The following is a 22147-nucleotide window of genomic DNA, read 5'->3' on the forward strand; positions in this document are numbered from 1 at the left end:
AAATTACGAGCTATTTAAGCTTCAGCAACGAAGGGTGGAACTAACTTAAACACGGTGGCAGCACTACGGAAACGGGTTACTGAAGCTAATTCAACGTACTGCCTCAAGCCATCAAAGACCCGCCGAGGATTAGTCAGACCAGGGGCTCGGCACTTAGATCTAAACCTCAGAACAACCGGCATCTCGGCGCATAAAACCTGGCTACGGCAAACGACTACGTCATGGAGATAGTCTAAGCGCCAGAAGCTTGAAAGGTTTGAGGCCGAGCGGCTCTTACAGATTAAAAGTATAGGTTTAGTTCTAAAAAATGCTCCACATTGCCGGATATTTACCCAACCTGTTGATTTTCAGAGGATTGTCTTGTTGATCTCAGCGCAGTTTTTAAGAATAATCAAACAACTTGCGATCGCCCCTTGCAGCCCGCCAAAACCAGTCAACTGTTTGAAAATAGGGTTTTGGGGGTTTCACTCCGTTTCTAGTAGGCACTAGCGGCAGTGGCGATCGGGGCGGCACACGGTCTGTTCTGGGGTGCCCCCCGGAGAGCAAATTGAGGAGATTTCTAGGCAAGCAGATACCGCCTCTAATCCAGCGACTGTAGCGGCTGTAGGGTGGGCAATGCCCGCCATGGGGCAACTATTTTCCAGAAGTCGCCTTAGGGCCGCTCAGCCTTAGGGGTCAGTCGGTTGGGCCGCGCCGCAGTAGCCGTTCACCTCGTTGATCAGCTGAGATTCGGTTTGGGAGAGATTTTCAATGGCAGCTACGGCGGTCATGGTCTGCTGCTGCGACTCCTCAATTTTGGCGGGCAGTTCGGCCTCAGACTCGACTTGAACCACGAGTTCCATGGCTTCGCGGGCGTCGGTGAGGGCGCTGCTAAACCCCTGAACCACGCCGACGTAGCTATCTCTAAACTGGTTTAAATCGTCATCGCGTAGGGTGGTGGCCTGGAGGTCGCCCACGAGACCATCGAGGTTGGCGACGACCTTATCGACGGCGGTGGTGTATTGGCTGGCAGCTAGCTTAATATCGTCTAGGTTTTTGACTTGGGCAGCACTCTCGCTAAAGGTTTGAATCTCGGTCTCGAATTCTTGCATGAAGCCCTGGGTCTGGTTGACCACCTCGGCCAGCTGATTGCACTGGGCGACCTTAGAGGATCCGCAACCAAGCAACAGCAGCGGCAGCAAAAGCCCTGCCGTACGAGCACCATGCCGCAGTCGGAATCTACCCTTGCCTGTCTCCGCTACCTGTGTCATTACTGCCGCCGTTGTTATTGCTACGGCTTCAAGTTTTACCGTGTCTTGGTTAGGTTTACAACCTAAATTTATTGAGTTTTGATCGGGCTGTAGCCGGGGGTAGAGACGGCTGCGAGGCGGGACGATCGCGCGCTGAGGCCCCAGTGCTGTTGGCAAACGTTGCGATCGCCAACGTCTGTCTGCCTATTTGTCTCCAAGTTTGAGACAAATAGGCAGACAAGTTTGCGCCAGAATTCACCTCAGTTGTGACGGCCTCGCGCAAAGACAGGAAAACTGCTGATAGGATCAATTAGCAAAGAGTATTGCTAGATACCAGGGGCATCTGCACCCAGGGAGCACGTTAACTCGGGGCCTGAGTCACCGGGGCAAGTGCCTCTCTGTTTCGGGCCATTCAGTTTGAGTGAGCCTGATTAGCAAAGGGCTTCTGCGATATCTTGAGTAGTCTAGCTGCCTGAGTCTTTGAGTTTATAACCCTGTCATTGCCCTATGCTCAGCCCAAGTGATTTTTTAGTGGCCACCCAGTGGGGCGGTATTGGTACCCTGGCCCTGGCGGCTCTGACTGTGCTCGCCTTCGTGCTCAAGTGGGGCATTCGGTTTCGACTGGTGGGAGCCACAGGGTTCGCCGGGGTACTGACGGTGGGCCTGCTGGGTCTCAGCTTTGAACCGTTCAGCCGCACGGCGGTGCCCGGTGCTATTCCCTACGCCACGGTCTACGACTCGGGGGCCAGCCAGATCGTGATTACGGTACCTCCGACCATTACCCCCGAAACCCTAGACGCCACCCTGAACCAGGCCGCCAGTAACCTGTTTAAGCCCTACCGTCTGGGCCTGCCGGGGCAAATCGCCACCATTCGCGCCCGCACTATTGCCCACGAGCCCAACGGCGTCTCTCGGCTCCTCTACCTGGGCCAAATTCAGCCCGCCCCCAAGGGTTCAGAGGAAGGGTTTATCGTCAAGATTGAGCGCGATCATTGGCCAACTCTGCCTACCGAGAGCTAAGCGCCTCATGGTAGGCCGCTAAGAGGCTAGGCCACGACTCCGCTCTGCCACCGGATTCCCCACCTATTCCCTATCTCCTCCCCATTTCTATGACCCTTTCTCAACTACCTACCCTTGCCATCGCCCCGGCCCAGGTCGTTCGCGGCGATGGTATTTTAGTCGGCCAGGGCAGTGCGATCGCCCGTTTGGGGCAGCGCCCGCTGGTCGTGGGCGGCTCCAGCAGCCTAAAGCTAGCCGATCCGCTAATGGCCGCTCTAGAGCAGCAGGGGTTGGCAACGCAGACAGCAAACTACGGCAGCGACTGTAGCGAAGCAGCGTTGGAGCATTTGCGGACTGCCGCCACCGAGCATCGGGCCGATGTCGTGATTGGCCTGGGCGGCGGCAAAGCCCTCGATGCGGCAAAGCTGCTGGCCCACCAACTCCGCTGCCCGGTGGTCACCGTGCCCACCTCGGGGGCGACCTGCGCCGCCTGGACTGCTCTGTCCAATGTCTATTCTGACCAGGGGGCCTTTCTCTACGATGTCGCCCTAGACAACTGCCCCAGTCTTTTGATTTTGGACTACGACCTGCTGCGTACCGCCCCCCGGCGCACCCTGGTGGCGGGGATTGGCGATGGTTTAGCCAAGTGGTACGAGGCGGCCATTAGCAGCGGCACCAGCCAGCAAACGTTGCTAGTGGCAGCGGTGCAGCAGGCTCGCGTGCTGCGCGACATTCTCTTGCAAAAGACCCCCGCCGCCCTCAGTCAGTGGGGCGGCCCCGAGTGGCAAGAAGTCGTCGATGCCACCGTGCTGCTGGCTGGGGTGATTGGCGGCATTGGCGGAGCCCAGTGCCGCACCGTAGCCGCCCACGCGGTACACAACGGCCTCACCCAGCTGCCTGCCTGCCACGGCATTCTCCACGGGGAGAAGGTGGCCTACGGCATTTTGGTGCAGCTACGGCTCGAAGAAATGGGGGGCAATGCGGCCCTGGCCCGAGCGGCCCGCCAGCAGCTGTTGCCGTTTTATCAGACGGTGGGGTTACCCCAAACCTTAGCCGATCTGGGTCTGGGAGACATCACCCTAAACCAGTTAGCCCAGGCGGCAGAATTTGCCTGCCGCGAGGGGTCTGATATTCATCATCTGCCCTTTACTGTGGCCCCCGAGGCGGTAATGGCGGCGATGGTGTCACCGCTCTGTCCCGAGCTGCGCGAGAAATCGCGCTCAGCTCTCCCCGTTCGTCCTTCTTCTCGCGTTGCCCCGGAGGTGCAGCCATGACCCTCGACTGGATGCCCACTGCCGATCGCCTCAGTGCCCTACCCCCCTACGTCTTTGCCCGCCTCGATGAACTCAAGGCGCGGGCGCGGGAGCAGGGGCTCGATCTGATTGACCTGGGCATGGGAAACCCCGATGGCCCCACTCCGTCGCCTGTGGTAGAAGCCGCCCGCGAGGCGATCGGCGATGTGTCTACCCACGGCTACCCCCCCTTTGAGGGCACCGCTAGCTTTCGCACCGCCATTACCGACTGGTACGGCCGGCGCTACGGCGTTGCGCTCGACCCCACTGCCGAGGCTCTGCCGCTGCTGGGCAGTAAAGAGGGCATTACCCACCTAGCAATGGCCTTTATCAACCCCGGCGACCTGGTGCTAGTGCCGACCCCAGCCTACCCGGCCCACTTTCGCGGTCCGGCGATCGCAGGCGCTGAGATCTACAACCTGCACCTCACCGCCGCCAACAACTGGCTAATTGACTTCGACGCCATTCCGGTCGAGGTCGCCCAGCGGGCCAAGGCGCTGTTTTTCAACTACCCCAACAACCCCACCGCCGCCACCGCTCCCCGCGAGTTTTTTGAGCGGGCGGTAGAGTTTGCCCACCAGCACCAGATTTTGCTGGTGCACGATCTCTGCTACGCCGAGCTGGCCTTTGATGGCTACCAGCCCACCAGTCTGCTCGAGATTCCCGGTGGCAAAGAGGTCGGCGTCGAGTTTCACACCTTGTCAAAGACCTACAACATGGCAGGCTGGCGGGTGGGTTTTGTGGTGGGCAACTCCCATATTATTCAGGGGCTGCGCACCCTCAAAACCAACCTCGACTACGGCATCTTTGCGGCACTGCAGCGGGCCGCCGAAAAGGCCCTGTCGCTACCCGATCACTATCTAGAAGAGGTGCAGCGGCGCTACTCGTCGCGGCGCGATTTTCTAATCGACGAGTTTGCCACCCTGGGCTGGACGGTGGAGAAACCCCAGGCCACCATGTACCTATGGGTGCCCTGCCCCCCCGACACCACCTCCACTGACTTTGCCCTAGGGGTGCTGCAAGAAACCGGAGTCGTGGTCACCCCCGGCAACGCCTTCGGCCCCGGTGGCGAGGGCTACATTCGCGTCAGCCTAATTGCCGACTGCGATCGCCTAGCCGTCGCCATGGATCGCATTCGCCAGGCAGGCTTTCGCTTTGCCCCCGAAACAGCCGTGGTATAGCCAAAGCAGCAGAATCAGGTCTTGGGCTAGGACCATTCAAGTTGTTGACTAACCAACGACCTGGCGCTCTGCTGCTTTCGCCCCAGGCTGTATAGTTAAACAAACCTCCAACCCCGTAACGCCATGTTTAACCTCGGCTGGACTGAAGTTGCTCTCGTCATTGGGGTCGCCGTGCTGATTTTCGGCCCCAAAAAAATTCCTGAGCTGGGCAGCGCTTTGGGTAAAACCCTGCGCGGCTTTAAAGAAGAAATGAGCCAGACCCCCGATGAAGGGGCGATCGACACCTACGACGATGCCGAAGATGCCGACGTGTACCGCTAGACTGGCAACCTAATCTCCTCACGCCCTAACCCTAAATAACTCCCATGCGGCAATTTCTGAAGTACACCCTGGCCAGTTTGACCGGGTCGATTTTGTTCTTTTTGCTGGTGGGGTTTTTGCTCGCCCTGGGGGCTGTGGGGCTAGTAGGGGTGCTCATGGCGGGCCTGTCGCGGGACGATGCCCCCACCGTCGAACGCGACACAGTGCTGGTCTACGACCTGTCTACGGTTATTCCCGATTCGCCCCAGGCCATTGACCCCGGCGCGATCGTCTTGGGTGGCAACACTCCCAGTGCCCTGACCCTGCGCCAGGCGGTGCTGGCGCTAGAACATGCCGCCACCGACGATCGCATTGTGGCTCTCTATCTCAAAGGTGGCGGCGGCCTAGGCACCGGCCTGGCCAGCCAAGGGGAAATTCAGCAGGCGTTGGAGGCCTTTCGCGCCACCGATAAACCCATCCTGGCCTACAACCTGTCTTGGAGCGAGCGGGAGTATGCCCTGGCCGCTTTGGCCGACACGATCTACCTCAACCCCTTTGGCGAAGTGGAGATGAATGGCCTCTACGCCGAAACCATGTTCCAGGCCGAGGCGCTGGAGAAGCTGGGAGTGGGGGTACAGGTGACGCGGGTGGGCCGATACAAGTCGGCGGTTGAGCCCCTCACCCGCAACACCATGAGCCCCGAAGAGCGGGAGCAAACCCAGCGGCTGCTAGGGGAGGTGTGGCAAACCCTGCTAACCAGCGCCGCTGAACCGCGAGAGCTATCGCCCCAGCAGCTACAAACCATTGCCAACACTCAGGGGTTTTTATTCGGGAGCGAGGCGAAGGATCAGAACCTGGCCGATGCGATCGCCTACGAAGATGAAGTGATCGCCGCCCTGCGCGACATCACGGGCGAGCTAGAAGACAGCGACGACAGCCTCGACTTTCGCCAGATTAGCCTGGGCCGCTACGCCACCACCGTTGACGACCCCCTGCTCAGCCGCCGCTCTGGCAACGAGGTGGCCCTGGTCTATGCCGAAGGCCCCATTGTCGACGGTGGTGACGGCGACTTTGGCCCCAGCAGTGTGATTGCCGCCAATGCCCTAGCTGGTCAGCTGCGCCAACTGCGCCAGGATGACGATGTCAAAGCCGTGGTGCTGCGGGTCAACAGCCCCGGTGGCAGCGCCACCGCCTCAGAGGTAATCTTGCGAGAGATGCAGCTGGTGCAGCAAGCGGGCAAACCCGTGGTGGTGTCGATGGGCAATGTGGCGGCCTCCGGCGGCTACTGGATCGCCTCCCAAGCCGATGCCATTTTGGCCCAGCCCACCACAATTACCGGCTCCATTGGCGTCTACGGCATCTTTCTCAACCTCGAAAACTTGGGCACCAAGGTAGGGGTCAACTGGGAGGGAGTCAAAACCGCTGAGCTGGCCGATATTTTTTCTACCACCCGTCCTAAAACCGAGGCTGAACTAGCCATTTTGCAGCGGGCCGTTGACACCATTTATGACAGCTTTCTCGACCGGGTGGCCACAGGGCGCGACCTAGACCGCCCCGTCGTGGCAGAGTTGGCCCAGGGGCGCGTGTGGTCGGGGCAGTCGGCCCTAGAACTAGGACTGGTAGATGAATTGGGGGGGTTAAGCCCGGCGATCGCCACCGCTGCCGAGCTAGCCAACCTCGGCGATGACTGGCGGCTAAAAGAGTACCCCGAGCCAGGGGAATGGCAGCGGTTTTTGCGAATTTTCCTGAGCACCGAAACCACCCAGGCCACCGCCCAAGACCCCCTCACCACTCAGGTGCTGCGCTTCTTCGACGACACCCAGCTAATTCGCACCCTCAACGACCCCCGGGGTATCTATACCCTAATGCCCTATCGGTTTGAGGTGAAGTAGCAAATCAGGATCTGATTTTCTTGCTTCGCTTCACCCCGTCAATGCCGTGCACCCGCATCAGGTCTGCCAGGGTTGAGCAGTAGGGCTCCATGCCAAAGCTGCCAGGGTTAACCGCCCCAGCATAGACAAAGTGGCGGTAGCGCAGACAAAAATAGTCCCACGGGGCCATCTGCACGCGAAACACCTTGATCAGCACATCCGCCAGCCACATCGACAGCGGCACGCGAAACCAGATGCGCTGGCCAAAGTAGTCGCTCAGTTGCTCGACTGCCTGGTTCACCGTCAGCGGCGGGTTGCCCACCACATACTCGCGGTAGCCTTGGGTAGAAGGGTGCTCGACTAGATGGTTAACCACCGTGGCAATGTCTTGGGCATGGGCAAAGTGAAACCCTGCGTCGGCTTTAAAGAATCGCACTAGCCACATCCAGCGGGTGACGTCTTGCAACCCAGCCGAAATAAACGAGGCGGGTTTGTCTTTGTCGCCGCCAAACACCAGGGTAGGAAATACCGTGGTGATTTTGTCATACACCGGCAGATCGCGCAGCCGGTGGTGGCAGTCATATTTAGTGCGAATGTAATCCGTGCCAATCTCCCCGGCTTCCGGTAGAGGGTCACAGCGCTGGTTCAGAATGCTGGCGGTGGAGAAATAAATCACCTGCTGGCAGCGATCGGGGTTGAGGTAGCCCATCAATCCCAAATTGGCCCCCACATTGATCGCGTCTACGTAGCCCGGATCGCCCCCCCAGGCGGCGGCAGTAAAAATAGCGATATCGATGGTGTCCAGTAGCGCCTCAAACGGGGTGATATCTTCTAGCCCGCCGAGCAGAATGTGCACTCTAGGGTTGTCTTGCACCGGCAACCGCAGCTTCTCGGGGTGGCGCAGCAGCAAAAACAGCTCGTAGCGATCGCTTTCTAGCAGCAGTTCGAGAATGTAGTGGCCAATACAGCCGCTGGCCCCGGTCATAAAGACACGTAGGGGAGTAGGGCTGTGGGGGAGAGAGGGCACGGTGTCCAAATCGTTCAGGTTCAATAGGTATAGTCTGTCAGTTTAGACCGTTTTGGCCGAGCTAAGCGGTTCATCAGGTGCTAAGGCCAGGGCCAAGACTGACGTGCGCCCCCTAAAGCGATCGTCATCAGTAAGACCAGGGTAGCTAATTTAGGCCCTGCTAGGCCTAGCCGTGATCGAGTAAAGCAAGGTCTAGGGTGGGTTACGCTGCGTTGGCTGTGCGCTCATAGGACAACAAGTCTCTAGCGATATGGGCCTCCCGACTGAGCTGATGCAGGGTGTATTGGATGTATTTAAAGTCCCGGTGAAGCTAACCCCGAGCGATCCGGGTTTACCCGTAAAACTGCGTAGAAGGAAGGGCGACTTTCCATCGGATTTTCCATTGCTATGGCTAATCACCGCTCCTGGCTCAGGCCCAGTCTTATCTCTGCCGTCCCCAACTCGCAGGGGTTCACGCTGATAGAGTTGTTGGTGGTGATCGTGATTTTAGGCGCGTTGTCGCTCATTGCTCTACCCAGTTTTTTAAATCAGGTGGCTCGGGCTAAGCAGGCTGGAGCGCTGAAATACATTGGCATGGTTAACCGCGCCCAGCAAGCCTTTTTTGTCGAGCATGCCCGCTTTGCCACATCCACCAATGAACTGGGCTTGGCCGCCAACCCAGTCCCAGCCGACTATACCTACATCGTCACGTCTACGACCACCGGTTTAGCCAGCACCAGCACCCGGGCCATACCGACTAATCCGGCGTTGCGAGGCTATGCGGGGGTCGTGTTTACGACCCTCAACTCCACAGGCGAGGCTCAGTTAGCGGCGATGATTTGCCAGGGTACGGCAGACACCGCGCCAACGCCAACACCGGAGACGGTGGGGAATGAGGTACAGATTACCAATTGCCAGCAGATGTAACAAACCCTACGGTATACCGTAGCTGAGGGTCAGGGGCAGCGTTACAGTAAAGGTTGATCTTCTTTAGCTGTACTGCCGTGGGACTTGCCCAACCATCATCGCCAACTGCCACCGATATTCAGGGCCTGTTTGATCGCATTGCCCCGGTCTATGACAGCTTGAACGAACGCCTGAGCTTTGGCTTACACCGCGTCTGGAAGCGGATGGCCGTGCGCTGGAGCGGCGCAGCCCCAGGGCACACAACCCTAGACCTATGCTGCGGCAGTGGCGATCTGGCACTCATGCTAGCCCGGGCAGTGGGGTCCACCGGTACCGTTTATGGTCTAGATTTTTCAGCAGAGCTGCTGGGGGTGGCGGCGAAGCGGTGGTCCAAAATCTGCCCACCGGGGCTTGAGCACCCAACCCAGCTCCCCAACCAGATCCACTGGGTGCGGGGAGATGCTCTGGCCCTGCCCTTTGAGGACAGCAGTATCGATGCCGCTACCATGGGGTATGGTCTGCGCAACCTCACCGATATTCCCCAGGGGCTAGCCGAGTTACGGCGAGTGCTCAAGTCTGGGGCCAGTGCTGCTATTCTCGACTTTCATCGTCCCCAAGGAGGGCTAGCCCAGCAATTTCAGCGCTGGTACCTCGATACGCTGGTCGTGCCTACGGCCCAGTCGATGGGTCTCTCCGATGAATATGCCTACATTGGCCCCAGCGTTGAGCGGTTCCCCACTGGGCCTGAGCAGGTTGAGCTGGCCCATCAGGCTGGGTTTGCGCGGGCCATTCACTACCCCATTGCCGGTGGGCTGATGGGCGTGCTTGTGGTTGGCTGCCATGACCGGGTCTGATCTGTGGCTACTGCTGGCTCCACCTGTGGTGGGGGGTGTGATTGGCTATTTCACCAATGACATCGCCATCAAAATGCTGTTTCGCCCCTATCGGGCGCTATATCTGGGCAAGCGGCGGCTGCCCTTTACCCCAGGGCTAATACCTAGCAACCAGGAGCGGTTGGCCCAACGCATCTCTGACACCATTATGGGGTCGCTGCTCACCCCCGAAGAGCTGCAAAATCTGGCCCGACGGCTGTTGCAGACCGATCGCACCCAAGCGGCGATCAAGTGGCTGTTGCAGCTGGCCCTTGACCAGGTGCAGAGCCGCGCCCAAGATCGCACCGCTAAAATTGCTGGGGCCATTCTAAAAGACCTGTTTGGCAAGTCGCTGCCTCGGCTGATTCGCGTCTGGGCGCGACGCGACGACTTTCTCGAACCCCAGCTAAACCAGCTGTTTGACCAGGTGCTGATCGACTTTAAGCTCACCCCCGAGCAGGCCGACCAGATTGCCACCTGGCTACTCAGCGGCGTGTTTCCGCCCGATAAAATGCGGCAGCTGGTGGTCGATTTTCTCACCGATCGCAACATTCAAGTGATCGACACGATCTTTCGGGAGCGCACCAGCGGCACCTACTGGGTAGTGGCCAACCTGTTTGGGGTGCGCAATGCTCTGAGCCGCCTGCGGGCCTTTTGCCTAGACGAGCGCGAGGTGAGCAATGCCCGCATTTCAGAATTGATTGTGGCGCTACAGCTTAAAAAACGCATGCAAGAGTCACTGCAACGGGTGTCGCTGCAAAACCTGCCGGTGTCGACGGTGCGTCAGGTGCGCGGCAATCTGCGCGAGTCAGTGCAGGGCTACATTCGCACCCTGGGGCCAGAGTTTGTGCGCGGCATGGGGGCTTCGATCAATTGGGAAATGCTGGCCACTCAGCTGCTTAACCGTCTACAAAATTCAGATGTAATTACTCAATCCTTAGACCCGGTGAGCGAAGAACTGGCGCTAATTTTAGAGCGCTACCTGGAGCGTGATTTAGAATCTCTCGTCGCCCAAATCATCCCTATTCTCAATATCGATCAGGTGATTATCGACCGGGTGCGCGGCACGTCGCCCCGTGAGCTAGAGATGGCCATTCAAGGGATTGTGCGCAACGAACTGCAGGCGATCGTCAACCTAGGCGGCATTTTAGGGTTTACGATCGGGGTGTTTCAGGCGGCGATTTTTTATTGGCAGCGGGCGGGCGGGGTGTAAAAGCGTTAGACCTTGGCCGGAACGCCTGCATAGCTGGGTTCGAGGGCAGTGAGTTGAGTGACGAGAGCGGCGATCGCATCGGGATTGGCCGCCTTCTGCGAGGTGGCAATTACTTCGCGCCCCAGTACGATGCTGCCCAGGTGCGAGAGCTGCTGCCGCATGGCCAGGGTCACTTTGTTGCCGCCGCCGCCGCTGTGGCTAGCCAAGGCCACCGGGCGACCGTTGAACAGGGCACGAAAGTCATCGGTGCTGACCGACAACCAGGCGATCGCATTGCTGACCACTGGCGGAATGGAGCCATTGTACTCGGGCGCGCAGATCACCAGGCCCCGGTGCTGCTTGAGCGCCTGCTCTAGCTTGGCCAACCCTGGGCCAGCTTCGCTCACTAGCGAGTCGTAGAGAGGCAATTGCAGATCGGGTAGGCTCATCACCTCGGCGGCTAGGCCCTGTTTGGTGGCTTCAGCGGCAAAGGCGTTGGCCAGGTCGAGGTTGGTGCCGTTGGTGGCAGAGAGAATCAGCATTGGGAAGCAAAAGTTAACGTTAGTTTACAAACGGGTCATGCCTTCAATCTAACATCGATACTGCTTTGGTGCGGGGTGACGGTGCATCGATGCACAGATACACCCCACGGTAGCCTTGTTGGCCTAAGCTTTTGGCTGCAACGCATTCAATCGTAGGGGTGCCGTCGCGGCCCCACATCGCCCAGCCTTTTGCAAACCCCTTTGCTAGCCGCACCGCACTGCTACCTATGGTCTTCGTGATGGTGCATCGCTGCGCGGGTGCACCCTACGACAGCCTGATTTTCTCGTCTTCGCGCGCCTACTCTTCGACCCGGTAGCCGAAGTCTTCGAGGCGGCTGCGGGATTGTCGCCACTTGGGTACGACTTTGACAAAGAGTTCTAGGTAAACCTGGCCCATCACCAGCTTTTGAATCTGCTGGCGGGCGTCGGAGCCGATCACCTTGAGCATGCTGCCCTTTTTGCCGATCAGAATGCCTTTTTGCGACTCGCGCTCGACGTGGATGGTGGCGAGAATGCGGGTGATGTTGGTGTCTTCTTCCACGCGATCGACGGCGATCGCCACCGAGTGCGGCACTTCTTCCCGCGTATTCAGCAAAATTTGCTCACGGATGAGTTCGCCCATAATGAAGCGCTCGGGCTGATCGGTGACCAGATCGGGCGGGTAGTAGTAGGGGCCGGGGTCGAGCTGGTCGATCAGGGTGGCCAGCAGGGTGTCGAGGCTGGTTTCGTGCAGGGCCGAAAATTTGACCAGGGGCCAGCCGTGGGCGTCAGCTAACCCCTGGTAGCTGGCGTCAAGGGCTGCGATCGCATCCTCATCCTCTGGCTGCTGATCCACTTTGTTCATGCCCAAGATCACCGGGCGGCTGGTGTGGGCCAGCAGCTCCGCCACAAACTGGTCGCCGCGCCCCATGTCTACGCTGCCATCGACCACGAGCAGGGTGGCATCCACCGAGTCGATCGCCATACGGGCGTTTTTGACCAAAATTTTGCCCAGCTCGTGGTGGGGCTTGTGAATGCCGGGGGTATCGACAAAGATAATTTGCGCCTGGTCATTCGTCAAAATGCCGCGCAGACGGTTGCGGGTGGTCTGGGCGGTGGGGGAAGTAATCGCCACCTTTTGGCCCACCAGGGCATTCATCAGGGTCGATTTACCCACGTTGGGACGGCCCACAATGCCCACAAATCCCGACTTAAACCCCTCCGGCGGGGTAGGAATAGCGCTGTAGCCAACCGGGTCAAAGGAATCCACCATACTAATAGCCCGTGACATGAACAATGACCTCGCGGGCCGAACCCCGCGCCCGGTGTTCCCACAGGTAAAGGCCCTGCCAGGTGCCCAGGCCCAGCCGCCCCCCCACCACCGGAATCGTTTCGCTGGTGTGGGTTAGCACCGTGCGAATATGGGCAGGCATATCGTCGGGGCCTTCGGTGCTGTGGATGTAGTGGTTGCCCTCAGGCACCAGCTTAGCCAAGAAGTTTTCCAGATCGACCAGCACGTCGGGATCGGCGTTTTCTTGAATGATCAAACTGGCGGAGGTGTGGCGCAAAAACACCGTACAGAGGCCAGTTTCAACCCCCGAAGCCCGCACGACCTGCTCTACCTCGGCAGTGAAGCGCTGGAGCGACTTGCCCCGCGATCGCAGGGTCAGCTGCTGCTGATAGTGGCGGGTGGTAGCGGTAGGAGGTGTCATTGACCAACGCTCAGAATAGACCGGTTTCTATTCTGTCAGAATTAATCCCTCTATGAAAAATTACCTGATGTTTCTACACCTAAGGGGGATCTGAGGGCAAAGTCAGACTGTCCAACACCACACCCCCAGACCGGCCCCTAACGCTCTCTACAGATTATCTACGCTCAGCGGCACCAGGCGGCCCTGGGTGGTCAGCCCTAAGCGCATAGGGGCATGAAGGGGAATGGGCTGGCCCGTCAGCGCACAGACCTGGTCTTGTTCGGCTACGGCCCCAAAGCTAGCGCAGATATCGCTGGGCTGAAGCTGGGTTTCGCCTTCGGTGGGGCTGTGCTCGACATACTGCCAAAGCACATCGCGAATCAACGCCTGATAGCCCCGGCTACCGGCCAGGGCTTTAAGTTTTTCCTTCAGCGATCGCTCTAGGCGAATGCTGGTAACTTCCATTTCAGTGGTTGATACGCGAGTTAGGGTTGGCATCGGCGGGCACACCTCCAAAAAGAACGGGGAACAACGGGGGCCGAGTCGGTCATTGCGGGTCGTGACGACGAATTGAACTCACGATTGCTTACAGCCTGTCATCTTTGGACCTATCACAACGGAACCCGCTCAGTCACTAACTAACAGTTTAGACAGACTAGACACGTTTGTATTACGAGTGTAGTATTAACGTTATTCGAGCGTATCCGTCAAGCCTCAGCGTTGGATCGTCTTAAAACCAACATGTGACTGTTAAACGCTGCTGAGCTAGACCATACCCTCGATTTCTCCCTAAGCCTTGCTGTTTTACGCTTGAGGAACTCCGCCATGGTACGGAACATGTCTACTGGCACCGCATTTAATACTGCCGCCGCTTCCGGCAATGCTGGCCAGCTAAGCATGGTGGCGGGGTTCGATGGGTTGATGGGCCGAATTAGTCGACTAATTCACTTTAGACGTGGAATTGCCCTAGGCAGTTTTCTCACCCCTGATCGAGCCCGGAATAACGCCCGTAGGAGCGATCATCTCCTGGGGCGAGATCGGTTGGGGTGGCTAGGCGACCGCAGAATCGGCTTCAGAATCGACTTTGTGGGGCAGTATTTTCACCCCTTTTGCCAGCATTTTGTGTCTCAGGGTTAACCCGACAGCCGCACTGGTCTACGGCCTTGGAGGTTAAAGCCTCAAGGGTTGCCGCCTGGGGACGGCCATTGTTGGCCGATCCCGCTATTTAGAGGCTCTAGGTTTGGGTTGACAGCGGTCTGGCCGCTGCCATTGGTGTCTTGTCAGAAAACCAAGGGCAGGCGGCAACGATCGCCGACAGCAGGCCCGATCGCACCTCTAGCCCGAGCGCCGCCTAGCGCAGCGCTAGACCCACCCTGGGGGCGATCGCCGCCCCGGCACAACCGCACTTAAACGCAACGCTAATTTAATTCGCAACTCATTCGCAACTCATTCACAAGTACTCAAGGCATGAGGGATCATGTTGAAACTGACCTATTCCGATGCAGATTTATTAATTGAACAATTAAACCTCAGCGTAGAAGCGATGGTAGCCCAGCGCAGCATTGTGGCTCTGCGGGCCGGGCGGCCCCTGATGGTGCAACCCGGCGCGGGGTCGTTTGCGCTCCCGGCTATCCTGGCCTCGCCCCTGGCCGAGAGCGGGCTAGAGATGGCCCCCTGCGACTATGGCTGGCTAGAGATCACGTTGCAAGGCACCTGGCTCAGCGACGACAGCGCCTGTGCCGAGGGCATTTTGGTCGTTGAGCTAGGCGCTGCCCTAGAGCGGCAAATCGCGGCCCTTTGGCAACGAAGCCTCAGTTGGGTAGCGGCTCCCTGCTCCCAGGGAGGTTGAATTTGGGTTCCTGATGTCTCTATCGCCCAGCCTTTGCAGTACCGTAGACATCAGGGGCCAATCGCTTTTCTCAATCTTTTTTGCAACCTAAACCTCGACTAGACAAGGAGACATTCACCATGGCTGATGCAACCTACCTCACCCTTACCGCCGACAACTTTGAGGCCGAGGTGCTGCAAAGTGATGTGCCAGTGCTAGTCGATTTTTGGGCGGCCTGGTGTGGCCCCTGCCGCATCATGAACCCGATTGTCGAAGAACTGGCTGAAACCTTTGCGGGTCGAGCCAAGGTCGCCAAGCTCAACGTTGACGAAGAAGACGCTCTGGCGCTTCAGTTCCACGTTATGGCCATTCCCACCCTGATCTTTTTTCAGCATGGGGAGCGGGTTGACACCATTGAAGGCGTTGTCGCCAAAGACGACCTGGTGGCCCGGCTAGAGTCGCTGGTGACGGCCAACTCAGCCGCATAGACGACGGTTCTTTTCTGGGCCTTGGCACCGCTGAGGCCCAATTTTTTGGTTTAGGGTTTGAGCGACCCCAGACGCTGCAAAATCAAGGCTAGGTCGTGGGCCAGTAGGGGCTGGGTCACCGGGGTTAGCGGGGGAATGTGCACAAATAGCGCCTGGGTAGGCCAGTGGTACTGGGCGATCGCCCCCAGCAGCCGGTAATACAAGTGGTTGCAGACGTAGGTGCCTGCACAGTCACTGATGGCCGTCACGTGCGTATCTACTAGCAGTGAGTCTAGGGGTAAAGACGTCTCTAAAGCCCCATCCTCGCCTTTGCCGTAGCGCTCTAGGTGCAGATACGAGCGCTTTTCGGCCATACCGCAGCACACCACTACTGGGGGCCGCAGCTCAACCAGCTTAGCCATCACCCGCAGCGGAGCCAGCTCAAAGCTGACCGGAATCTGACGCAGCACAGTGGTGCCAGCCGGAATTTGCTGCTGTCGCTGAAGATGAACAATCAAGTCATCGGCAGCATTAGAGATCTGGTGGGCACGCCAGGGAGCAAAGGTGGTAAGCAGCATGGGAACGCAGGAGGAAGTAGGATAAAGTCTGGATGAATTCCGATGCTAGAGGGCTGGAGCGCGTATGGCCAACATCGCCGTGATTGACTACGACATGGGCAACTTGCACTCAGCCTGCAAGGGGTTAGCCCTGGCCGGGGCTACGCCCACCATTACCGATGTGGTGGCCGACCTGCACGCCGCCGATGCCCTGGTGCTGCCCGGTGATGGAGCCTTTGACCCGGCGATGCGACACCTACGCGAAAAAGGGCTGATCGAACCGATCAAGCGAGAGATTGCGGCGGGCAAGCCCTTTTTGGGTATTTGTCTGGGTCTTCAGCTGCTCTTTGAGGGGAGCGACGAAGGCATCGAGCCAGGGCTGGGACTCATTCCCGGACGCATCAAAAAATTTCGGAAAGAACCCGATATCGCCATTCCCCACATGGGGTGGAATCAGCTGACGCTGACCCAGCCAGACTGCCTCCTGTGGCAGGGCATTGCCGATGGCGATTGGGTGTACTTTGTGCATTCTTACTATGCTGAACCCAGCGACCCAGCGGTGAATGCCGCCACGACGACCCACGGGTCTCAGACCGTCACCGCAGCGATCGCATGCGATCACATTATGGCCATGCAGTACCACCCCGAAAAATCGGCTCCCGCTGGCCTGACCATGCTGGCCAACTTTGTCAATTTGGTCAACGCCCAATCTCCCGTGGCTGTGGCCTAGCCTATGCTGCGTATTTACGGCAACCGCGCGCTCAAAACTCTGCCCGGTTTAGAGACTCGGCCCACCTCGGCGCGGGTACGCGAGGCGCTGTTCAACATTTGGCAGGGGCGCATCGTTGACTGCCGCTGGCTCGACCTATGCACGGGCAGCGGGGCCATGGGGGCCGAAGCCCTATGTCGAGGAGCCGCAGAGGTCGTGGGCATAGAACTTTCCCCCGATGCCTACAAAATTACCCGCGAAAACTGGCAGCAGGTAGCCCAGCCCGACCAGGACTTTAGCCTGTTCAGAGGCGATGTGGTCAAACAACTCTCACGATTGCGCGGGCAACCCTTCGACTGCATCTACTTCGACCCGCCCTACGACAGTGAGCTCTACAAGCCAGTGCTGGAGCGGGTGGTGAGCCTCAATCTGCTGGCCGAATCGGGCGAAATTGCCGTCGAGCACCGCCCTGAGTCCTGGGTAGCGGCTTCCATCTCTGGCCTAGAGTTGGTGCGTCAAAAGCAGTACGGCATTAGCCATTTGGCTTTTTACCAGCTGGCCCCCCAGGCGATCGCCGTTACTCCCTAGGGCTCAACTGCCCTGGAGACCTTCAGCACCATTGGCAGAGTAATTTTTTGGCGGCTGGGGGGAACTTGCTGACCCCAGGGGGTGTCCTGTAGCCATGTTTGTTGGGGTTGCCCAAGTGGATCGTCAGGGTCACGCTATCGACAACTTGATAGTAATGGCGTCAGCACCCTAAACCTCCGCTGGAGGTAGCGATTCAACTGTGGTGCAGTTCACCCCATTTTCCTGGAGATGTCGTCATGGCTATGAAACATCCATCGGCCCTTGGGGTTGCTCTATTGATTTTGGTAGCCGTTACTGCGGCAGTGGGGCCTTCCTCGGCCAACGGTAATCAGGCGTTTGGGGTCACCTATCAGGCCCTCAGCACAATTTTGTCTCAGGCCAGCGCTAAGGATGTTATGGATTCGTACCAACGCCAGACCAACACCATTAGTCTAGAGCGCGCCAATTTGGACGAGCCCCATCTGCTGTCGGTGAGTGTACCTGCGGGGGCAACTCTCCAGGGATATATTGAGATCGATGGCCATACCCGCGTGCCCTTGAGCAGCACGTCAGAATTTGTGGATGTCAGCCCCTACCTGAATGAGTCAATTACCCAGGTGACCATCATGGGCAGCTATTCGCCTCCCTCGGCCTCGGTAGCGATCGCCTTCAACGGCCCTAATACGGTAGTACAGCAACAGACCGTCGGTACCGGCCGCATTAACTACCAGCTCAATTTGTTGGTGCAGTAAGTTGGTGCAGTCAACCAGCTAGAGGTGGCGAGTCGTTCCCTGTTGACCCCAGACTGGTTGCCCAAACCCTGGTTCTGAACGGCTGCTATTCGAGGAACGCAAGGGATGACTGTCGGCCCCTCAGATGAGCCCGATACCCCTGCCCAGGGGTCCAGGTCACGGCTCCATCGCGTTCGGTGCAAAAAACCTCAATGCCGCGCTGCTTGAGCAGGGCCTCGGTGGCAGGATGAATGCGCTGCCCTGATGCGATCGCTACTGTAGGCGCGATCGCATCTAGGACCTCTGTCGTCAGTTCTTCGCCGTGCCACCACAGCACATCATTGGGCAACCCCGGCTGAGCCTGCACCCAGGGTTCTTGCTGCGCGGGCGTCAGCCTCGGTAACAGCAGCCAGTGGTCACGATGCAGCAGGCTCAGGTGCAGCCCCCGAGCCCCCTCCTGCAAATAGTGCACCTGTTGCCGACCCACCGGCTGGCTTTGGCCCGGCGTCAGCGGTTGAAACCGGCCACCGGGAGGCAGTACCCCCAAAGCCGAACTGGCCCCATAGAACGTGCGAATTGGCGATTTCTCAGCAATGGTGTGCCAGTTGTCGCGATCGCTGTCGTCGCCGTGGATGGCGTGGGGGAGTTGGTTGATGCCCGCCTGACGCAAAAAGGGCACCACGGTATAGAACGCAGTTTTGTCGGTACCGCTGTTGACGACCAGGGGCGATCGGCGATCTTGCACCACCATCACCGCATCTTGCCCAGCAGCCAGCACGGTAACCTGCGACAGCGTGGCCCCGCGATACAGCAACGGCCCCAGGGCGAGAGCCACGATCAGCAGCGTCACCATGCCGCGCCGCCGCAACGGTCGCCAGATCTGCTCGCCCCAGCCCCACAAACCGTAGAGACCGTAGAGGCCCAGCATCTGCCCCAGGGAAATATGCCCCGTGGCCAGGGCGCTGCCGGGCAGGCCAACTTCCCATTTCACCAGGGCAATCAGCAGGTGGGCAGGCAGCCAGAGAAGCCATGCCGCCTGAGCCCCCAGCCAGGGCCAGACCGCCGCGATCGCCCCGCTGACCATGCCCCCCAGGCTGAGCACCAGCACCAGCGGGGTGGCCGCGATGTTGAGCAGAATGCTGTAGGTGGTGAGGGTATTGAAATAGTAAAGCGACAAAGGAATGGTCCACAGGTAGGCGGCCAAGGGCACTGCGGCGATCGCCGCCACCGTGGTCGGCAGCCACTCTAGCCGTTCGGCAATCGGCTTTACCGCCACCATCAGCCCCAGGGTGGCCATCACGCTGAGGCGAAAGCCCACGTCGTCAACCCAGTCGGGGTGCAACAGCAGCAGCAGGGTCACCGCCAACAGTAGACAACCCAGGGGTTTGACACTGCGCTCTAGGGCTAGCCCGATCAGCACCGCCGCCCCCATGACGGCGGCCCGCATCACACTGGGCTGCCCTCCGGTGATCAGCACATACCCCCCCAGGGCCAGCGCTCCAGCGATCACCTTGGCTCTCACCGGGTTGGCGAATCGGGCGGCGATCGCCTGCTGCCCCATCGCCGCCAGCACCACCCCCAACACCAGCGACACATGAAACCCACTGGCTGCCAGAGTATGGGCCATCCCCGCCTGCACAAAGGCATCCTGAATCTCGTAGGGTAGGTTGACCGCTTTACGGCCCAGGGCCATAGCGCTCACCAGCGGCCCTGCCGGGGTGCCCAAGCGCTGAGCCTGGGCCTGGGCAATGCGTTCTCTCAGCTGCCACAGGGCAAACCGTGGCGGAGACTGCCCTCGGTCTGGAGTGACTGTTTCACCGGCAAGTCCGACAAAACAGCGCTGGCTGGCCAGATAAGCCCGAAAGTTGAAAGCGTTGGGGTTTTTGGGCAGCGCTGGGACATAGAGTTGGCCCTGCACCTGCACCCGCTGCCCCGGAAACAGACCGGCAATCTGGTCGGCAGGCAGGGTGACATAGAGTTTGCCCCGCGCCAGGCTGGGCGCACCCAGCGGATGGTGATTGGCATCGAGCAGACGCACTTGGCTGGTAGTGAGCCACAGTTGGCCTCGGCCATTGCGGGTGAGGCGAGGTAGTGCTTGCACCTCGCCCCAGACCACCTGGTGCGCCCCCGCGATCTCGGGCTGGGCCAGTCGATGGCTGAGGTCGAGGGGGCCAGGGGTGGGGTAGCGCAGGCCATAGTTGAGGGCAGCAACGACGGCGATCGCCCCGGCCCCCAGACAAAGCGCCGCGCTCGGTCCCCTGGGCCACCGTCGGGGCAGCAGCCCAGCGGCCAACCCTGCCACCACCAGCACTCCGACACTAGCGACAGCCACCCCCACCCAAGGGCTCAGCCCCAGATGACGAACCAAAATACTGACCCAAAGCAGCCCAGCGCAGTAGGCACCCGCCCATAACGAGCCCGCGATCGCACCCATACCAGTTTTCTACACCCTGTGATTAAGCTTAGAAAGCCCGATATCAACGCCTAAATCACAGCACTCCATCCCAGCAATCACCCCGGCGACGAGCCCTATCAACGGCGGCTCTGCCTAGTCACCCTAGCCTTTGGTAGGTTGCATTTTCTACCGATCTACCCAGTGAACAGTTGCCAACTTGCAAGAAATCAGTAGTATTAATCAGTGCTACATCCAGGGAGATGATAACCATGACGCAATTGCCCTCTGGTCTATCCACCAGGCCTGAGAGTTTTGCCCCCTCAGGTGAGTCCAGCCTACGCCTGCAACGGGCGATAGAAAGTCTCAACCTCAACCTGGATGACGAGCTCTACCGCTATCGTCAAAGTCGCTCTGGTCAAAACCCGCTGCCGGTCACGCCGGCGCGGCTACAGCTGCGCACCCCCCGCAAACCCATCGATTTAATCTCCATTAAGCCCGCTGCTGCCGCCGCCGCCACCACCGCGACCGCTGCGCCGCCACCACCGCCCAACGCCCGGCGGCAAGAGCTGACCGGTCAAGCGGCGTTGCCCAACCATCAGACCTACCCGCCTGCCGCCATTAACCAGGTGCGCCTCAGCCATGGCGGCACCCTCACCACCTACCGCTCCGCCCCAGAAGACTATTTAGAAAGCACCGAGGCCTTACTGGGCAGTCTGCCCAAGGGAGCGAAAGTCCCCGCCGATCCAGCTTATGCACCAACTTTGGTTGAGCGCCTCTCTACCCCCCTGGGGGTAGGGGCGCTGCTGCTGTTGCTGGTCGGTAGCGCCAGCTTTGGCTATTTGGTCACCTCGCCGCAGTCTGTGCGCCACCTCACCGACAACCCCATTGTCCGGCGCTTGAAGGGTGATCCCCTCCCTGCCGAAGGCGATATTGAAGGGGCCATCGCCCTAGAGGACGGGGGTGCCCAGGCCAGTTCTGGGTTTAGGCCCCAGGGGCCAGACCTGTCCGAAAAAGAGTTCATGTCCTTAGACTTGAACAACATCAGCACCTTGCCCTCAACCAATGCTGCCAGGGCGGGCCAGGGTCGGGTCGTACCGGCTCAGGTTCCAGCCGGTGACGGGCAAAGCCCTGCCCTGACGGGCGATCGCCCCGACGACGCCACTCCTCCCCCAAGCCGGCCCGGCGTGCCAACGGCGGCAGGCAACAGCAGCTCCGCCGTTCTCAGGGCCGAGATAGTCGCCGCCCCTAACCCAGCCGTGCGGCCCGCGCCCACCCCTAGCTCGGCAACCCGGCCCGCACCCAACCCCAGCTCAGCTACACCCACCCCAGCTCCGGCAGCCACCCGCGCCCCAGCGCCTACCCCAGCGTCCCCGATGGCAGCTCCCCCGGCGTTGCAAATGGCTCCGCCCGCCGCCAACGCTCAGCCGCCCCAGCCCCTGGCCCTCGATCGCGCCCCCGCTCCGCCCCGCCCCATCGCTCCCCCCGCCGCCGTTGCTCCCCCGGCCCCTATCACCCAGGCCCCGCCCCAGGCAGCCCCCAGCTACTACGTAGTGACTGACTACAATGGGGCTCAGTCGCTAGAGTCGGCTCGCAGTGCCGTGGGCGACGCCTACGTGCGCAATTTTTCGAGCGGCACCCGCATCCAAATGGGCGCATTTTCCCAGCAGTCAGCCGCTCAAAACCTGGTCAACCAGCTCCAGGGACAGGGAATTCCGGCACAGGTGATTTCGCCCTAGGGGCAAGCCGAGGGGAGGGAGAACCGAGCGCCTGGGACATTCAATCGAGGGCTGTGCCCTGCCTCTTGTGGTCTCTACCGCCCCCATGGGCCTCAAC

At 59.6% G+C, this 22147-nt stretch carries 24 protein-coding genes; 15 read left to right on the forward strand and 9 right to left on the reverse strand.

The features are described from left to right. Positions 1-485: 485 nt before the first annotated feature. Positions 486-626: a hypothetical protein gene (locus RRF56_RS07590; RefSeq protein ID WP_317037032.1), complete on the reverse strand. Its 141-nt coding sequence runs from the start codon at positions 624-626 to the stop codon at positions 486-488. Positions 627-668: 42 nt separating this feature from the next. Continuing rightward, a complete protein-coding gene (locus RRF56_RS07595) occupies positions 669-1250 on the reverse strand; it encodes a hypothetical protein (RefSeq protein ID WP_317037033.1) in 582 nt (193 codons plus the stop codon). 486 nt (positions 1251-1736) lie between these two features. Here RRF56_RS07595 and RRF56_RS07600 point away from each other — a divergent pair, with 486 nt between their 5' ends. The 5 genes from RRF56_RS07600 to sppA all read left to right on the forward strand — a co-directional run bounded on the left by RRF56_RS07600 (position 1737) and on the right by sppA (position 6893). Further along, the gene (locus RRF56_RS07600; RefSeq protein ID WP_317037034.1) at positions 1737-2249 is read left to right on the forward strand and encodes a Ycf51 family protein; all 513 of its coding nucleotides are present in this window, start codon (positions 1737-1739) and stop codon (positions 2247-2249) included. An 89-nt stretch (positions 2250-2338) separates the two neighbouring features. Then, entirely contained in the window at positions 2339-3502 is a 1164-nt protein-coding gene (locus tag RRF56_RS07605) for an iron-containing alcohol dehydrogenase family protein (RefSeq protein WP_317037035.1), read from the forward strand. Further along, positions 3499-4701 carry an aspartate aminotransferase gene (locus tag RRF56_RS07610; protein ID WP_317037036.1) on the forward strand — a complete coding sequence of 401 codons (1203 nt, stop codon included), beginning with the start codon at positions 3499-3501 and terminating at the stop codon, positions 4699-4701. The genes RRF56_RS07605 and RRF56_RS07610 overlap by 4 nt, the downstream gene beginning before the upstream one ends. Positions 4702-4824: 123 nt before the next feature. Next, positions 4825-5022, forward strand: coding sequence for a twin-arginine translocase TatA/TatE family subunit (tatA, locus tag RRF56_RS07615; protein WP_317037037.1), 198 nt, complete (start codon positions 4825-4827; stop codon positions 5020-5022). Positions 5023-5066: 44 nt separating this feature from the next. Continuing rightward, complete coding sequence (gene sppA / locus RRF56_RS07620; RefSeq protein WP_317037038.1) at positions 5067-6893, forward strand: signal peptide peptidase SppA; 1827 nt, start codon at positions 5067-5069, stop codon at positions 6891-6893. A 4-nt stretch (positions 6894-6897) separates the two neighbouring features. On the opposite strand, the gene RRF56_RS07625 is transcribed toward sppA, so the two are convergent. Next, positions 6898-7899 (reverse strand): NAD(P)-dependent oxidoreductase, encoded by a 1002-nt coding sequence (locus RRF56_RS07625; RefSeq protein WP_317037039.1) that lies wholly within the window; start codon positions 7897-7899, stop codon positions 6898-6900. A gap of 387 nt (positions 7900-8286) precedes the next feature. Here RRF56_RS07625 and RRF56_RS07630 point away from each other — a divergent pair, with 387 nt between their 5' ends. The 3 genes from RRF56_RS07630 to RRF56_RS07640 all read left to right on the forward strand — a co-directional run bounded on the left by RRF56_RS07630 (position 8287) and on the right by RRF56_RS07640 (position 10869). Continuing rightward, positions 8287-8805, forward strand: a complete 519-nt coding sequence (locus RRF56_RS07630; protein ID WP_317037040.1) for a type IV pilin protein — start codon at positions 8287-8289, stop codon at positions 8803-8805. A 77-nt stretch (positions 8806-8882) separates the two neighbouring features. Then, positions 8883-9638, forward strand: coding sequence for a bifunctional demethylmenaquinone methyltransferase/2-methoxy-6-polyprenyl-1,4-benzoquinol methylase UbiE (gene ubiE / locus RRF56_RS07635; protein ID WP_317037041.1), 756 nt, complete (start codon positions 8883-8885; stop codon positions 9636-9638). Next, entirely contained in the window at positions 9625-10869 is a 1245-nt protein-coding gene (locus RRF56_RS07640; protein ID WP_317037042.1) for a DUF445 domain-containing protein, read from the forward strand. Before ubiE ends, RRF56_RS07640 begins: the two co-directional genes overlap by 14 nt. A 5-nt stretch (positions 10870-10874) precedes the next feature. Here the strand turns inward: RRF56_RS07640 and RRF56_RS07645 are convergent, their stop codons facing one another. The 4 genes from RRF56_RS07645 to RRF56_RS07660 form a co-directional block, all read right to left on the reverse strand. Next, complete coding sequence (locus RRF56_RS07645) at positions 10875-11390, reverse strand: NAD(P)H-dependent oxidoreductase (RefSeq protein ID WP_317037043.1); 516 nt, start codon at positions 11388-11390, stop codon at positions 10875-10877. A gap of 298 nt (positions 11391-11688) precedes the next feature. Further along, the gene (era, locus tag RRF56_RS07650; RefSeq protein ID WP_317037044.1) at positions 11689-12660 is read right to left on the reverse strand and encodes a GTPase Era; all 972 of its coding nucleotides are present in this window, start codon (positions 12658-12660) and stop codon (positions 11689-11691) included. Continuing rightward, positions 12644-13081: a secondary thiamine-phosphate synthase enzyme YjbQ gene (locus RRF56_RS07655; protein WP_317037045.1), complete on the reverse strand. Its 438-nt coding sequence runs from the start codon at positions 13079-13081 to the stop codon at positions 12644-12646. The genes era and RRF56_RS07655 overlap by 17 nt, the downstream gene beginning before the upstream one ends. Before the next feature lie 147 nt (positions 13082-13228). Then, positions 13229-13558, reverse strand: coding sequence for a hypothetical protein (locus RRF56_RS07660; protein WP_317037046.1), 330 nt, complete (start codon positions 13556-13558; stop codon positions 13229-13231). A 327-nt stretch (positions 13559-13885) separates the two neighbouring features. Here RRF56_RS07660 and RRF56_RS07665 point away from each other — a divergent pair, with 327 nt between their 5' ends. The 3 genes from RRF56_RS07665 (at position 13886) to trxA (ending at position 15376) form a co-directional block, all read left to right on the forward strand. Beyond that, the gene (locus tag RRF56_RS07665; protein ID WP_317037047.1) at positions 13886-14197 is read left to right on the forward strand and encodes a hypothetical protein; all 312 of its coding nucleotides are present in this window, start codon (positions 13886-13888) and stop codon (positions 14195-14197) included. A 340-nt stretch (positions 14198-14537) separates the two neighbouring features. Next, entirely contained in the window at positions 14538-14909 is a 372-nt protein-coding gene (locus tag RRF56_RS07670) for an alr0857 family protein (protein WP_317037048.1), read from the forward strand. 119 nt (positions 14910-15028) lie between these two features. Continuing rightward, a complete protein-coding gene (gene trxA, locus RRF56_RS07675; RefSeq protein ID WP_317037049.1) occupies positions 15029-15376 on the forward strand; it encodes a thioredoxin in 348 nt (115 codons plus the stop codon). 50 nt (positions 15377-15426) lie between these two features. Here trxA and RRF56_RS07680 read toward each other — a convergent pair whose 3' ends face one another. Continuing rightward, positions 15427-15933 carry a hypothetical protein gene (locus RRF56_RS07680; RefSeq protein ID WP_317037050.1) on the reverse strand — a complete coding sequence of 169 codons (507 nt, stop codon included), beginning with the start codon at positions 15931-15933 and terminating at the stop codon, positions 15427-15429. A 64-nt stretch (positions 15934-15997) separates the two neighbouring features. On the opposite strand from RRF56_RS07680, the gene hisH reads away from it, so the two are divergent. The 3 genes from hisH (at position 15998) to RRF56_RS07695 (ending at position 17940) form a co-directional block, all read left to right on the forward strand. Further along, entirely contained in the window at positions 15998-16642 is a 645-nt protein-coding gene (hisH, locus tag RRF56_RS07685) for an imidazole glycerol phosphate synthase subunit HisH (protein WP_317037051.1), read from the forward strand. A gap of 3 nt (positions 16643-16645) precedes the next feature. Then, entirely contained in the window at positions 16646-17209 is a 564-nt protein-coding gene (gene rsmD / locus RRF56_RS07690) for a 16S rRNA (guanine(966)-N(2))-methyltransferase RsmD (protein ID WP_317037052.1), read from the forward strand. Positions 17210-17445: 236 nt separating this feature from the next. Further along, the gene (locus RRF56_RS07695) at positions 17446-17940 is read left to right on the forward strand and encodes a hypothetical protein (RefSeq protein ID WP_317037053.1); all 495 of its coding nucleotides are present in this window, start codon (positions 17446-17448) and stop codon (positions 17938-17940) included. 85 nt (positions 17941-18025) lie between these two features. Here the strand turns inward: RRF56_RS07695 and RRF56_RS07700 are convergent, their stop codons facing one another. Then, positions 18026-20353 (reverse strand): ComEC/Rec2 family competence protein, encoded by a 2328-nt coding sequence (locus RRF56_RS07700; RefSeq protein WP_317037054.1) that lies wholly within the window; start codon positions 20351-20353, stop codon positions 18026-18028. 230 nt (positions 20354-20583) lie between these two features. Between RRF56_RS07700 and RRF56_RS07705 the strand changes: the two genes are divergently transcribed. Continuing rightward, entirely contained in the window at positions 20584-22050 is a 1467-nt protein-coding gene (locus tag RRF56_RS07705; RefSeq protein WP_317037055.1) for an SPOR domain-containing protein, read from the forward strand. The last annotated feature ends 97 nt before the right edge of the window (positions 22051-22147 follow it).

The organism is Nodosilinea sp. E11 (assembly GCF_032813545.1).
Lineage (GTDB): Bacteria > Cyanobacteriota > Cyanobacteriia > Phormidesmidales > Phormidesmidaceae > Nodosilinea.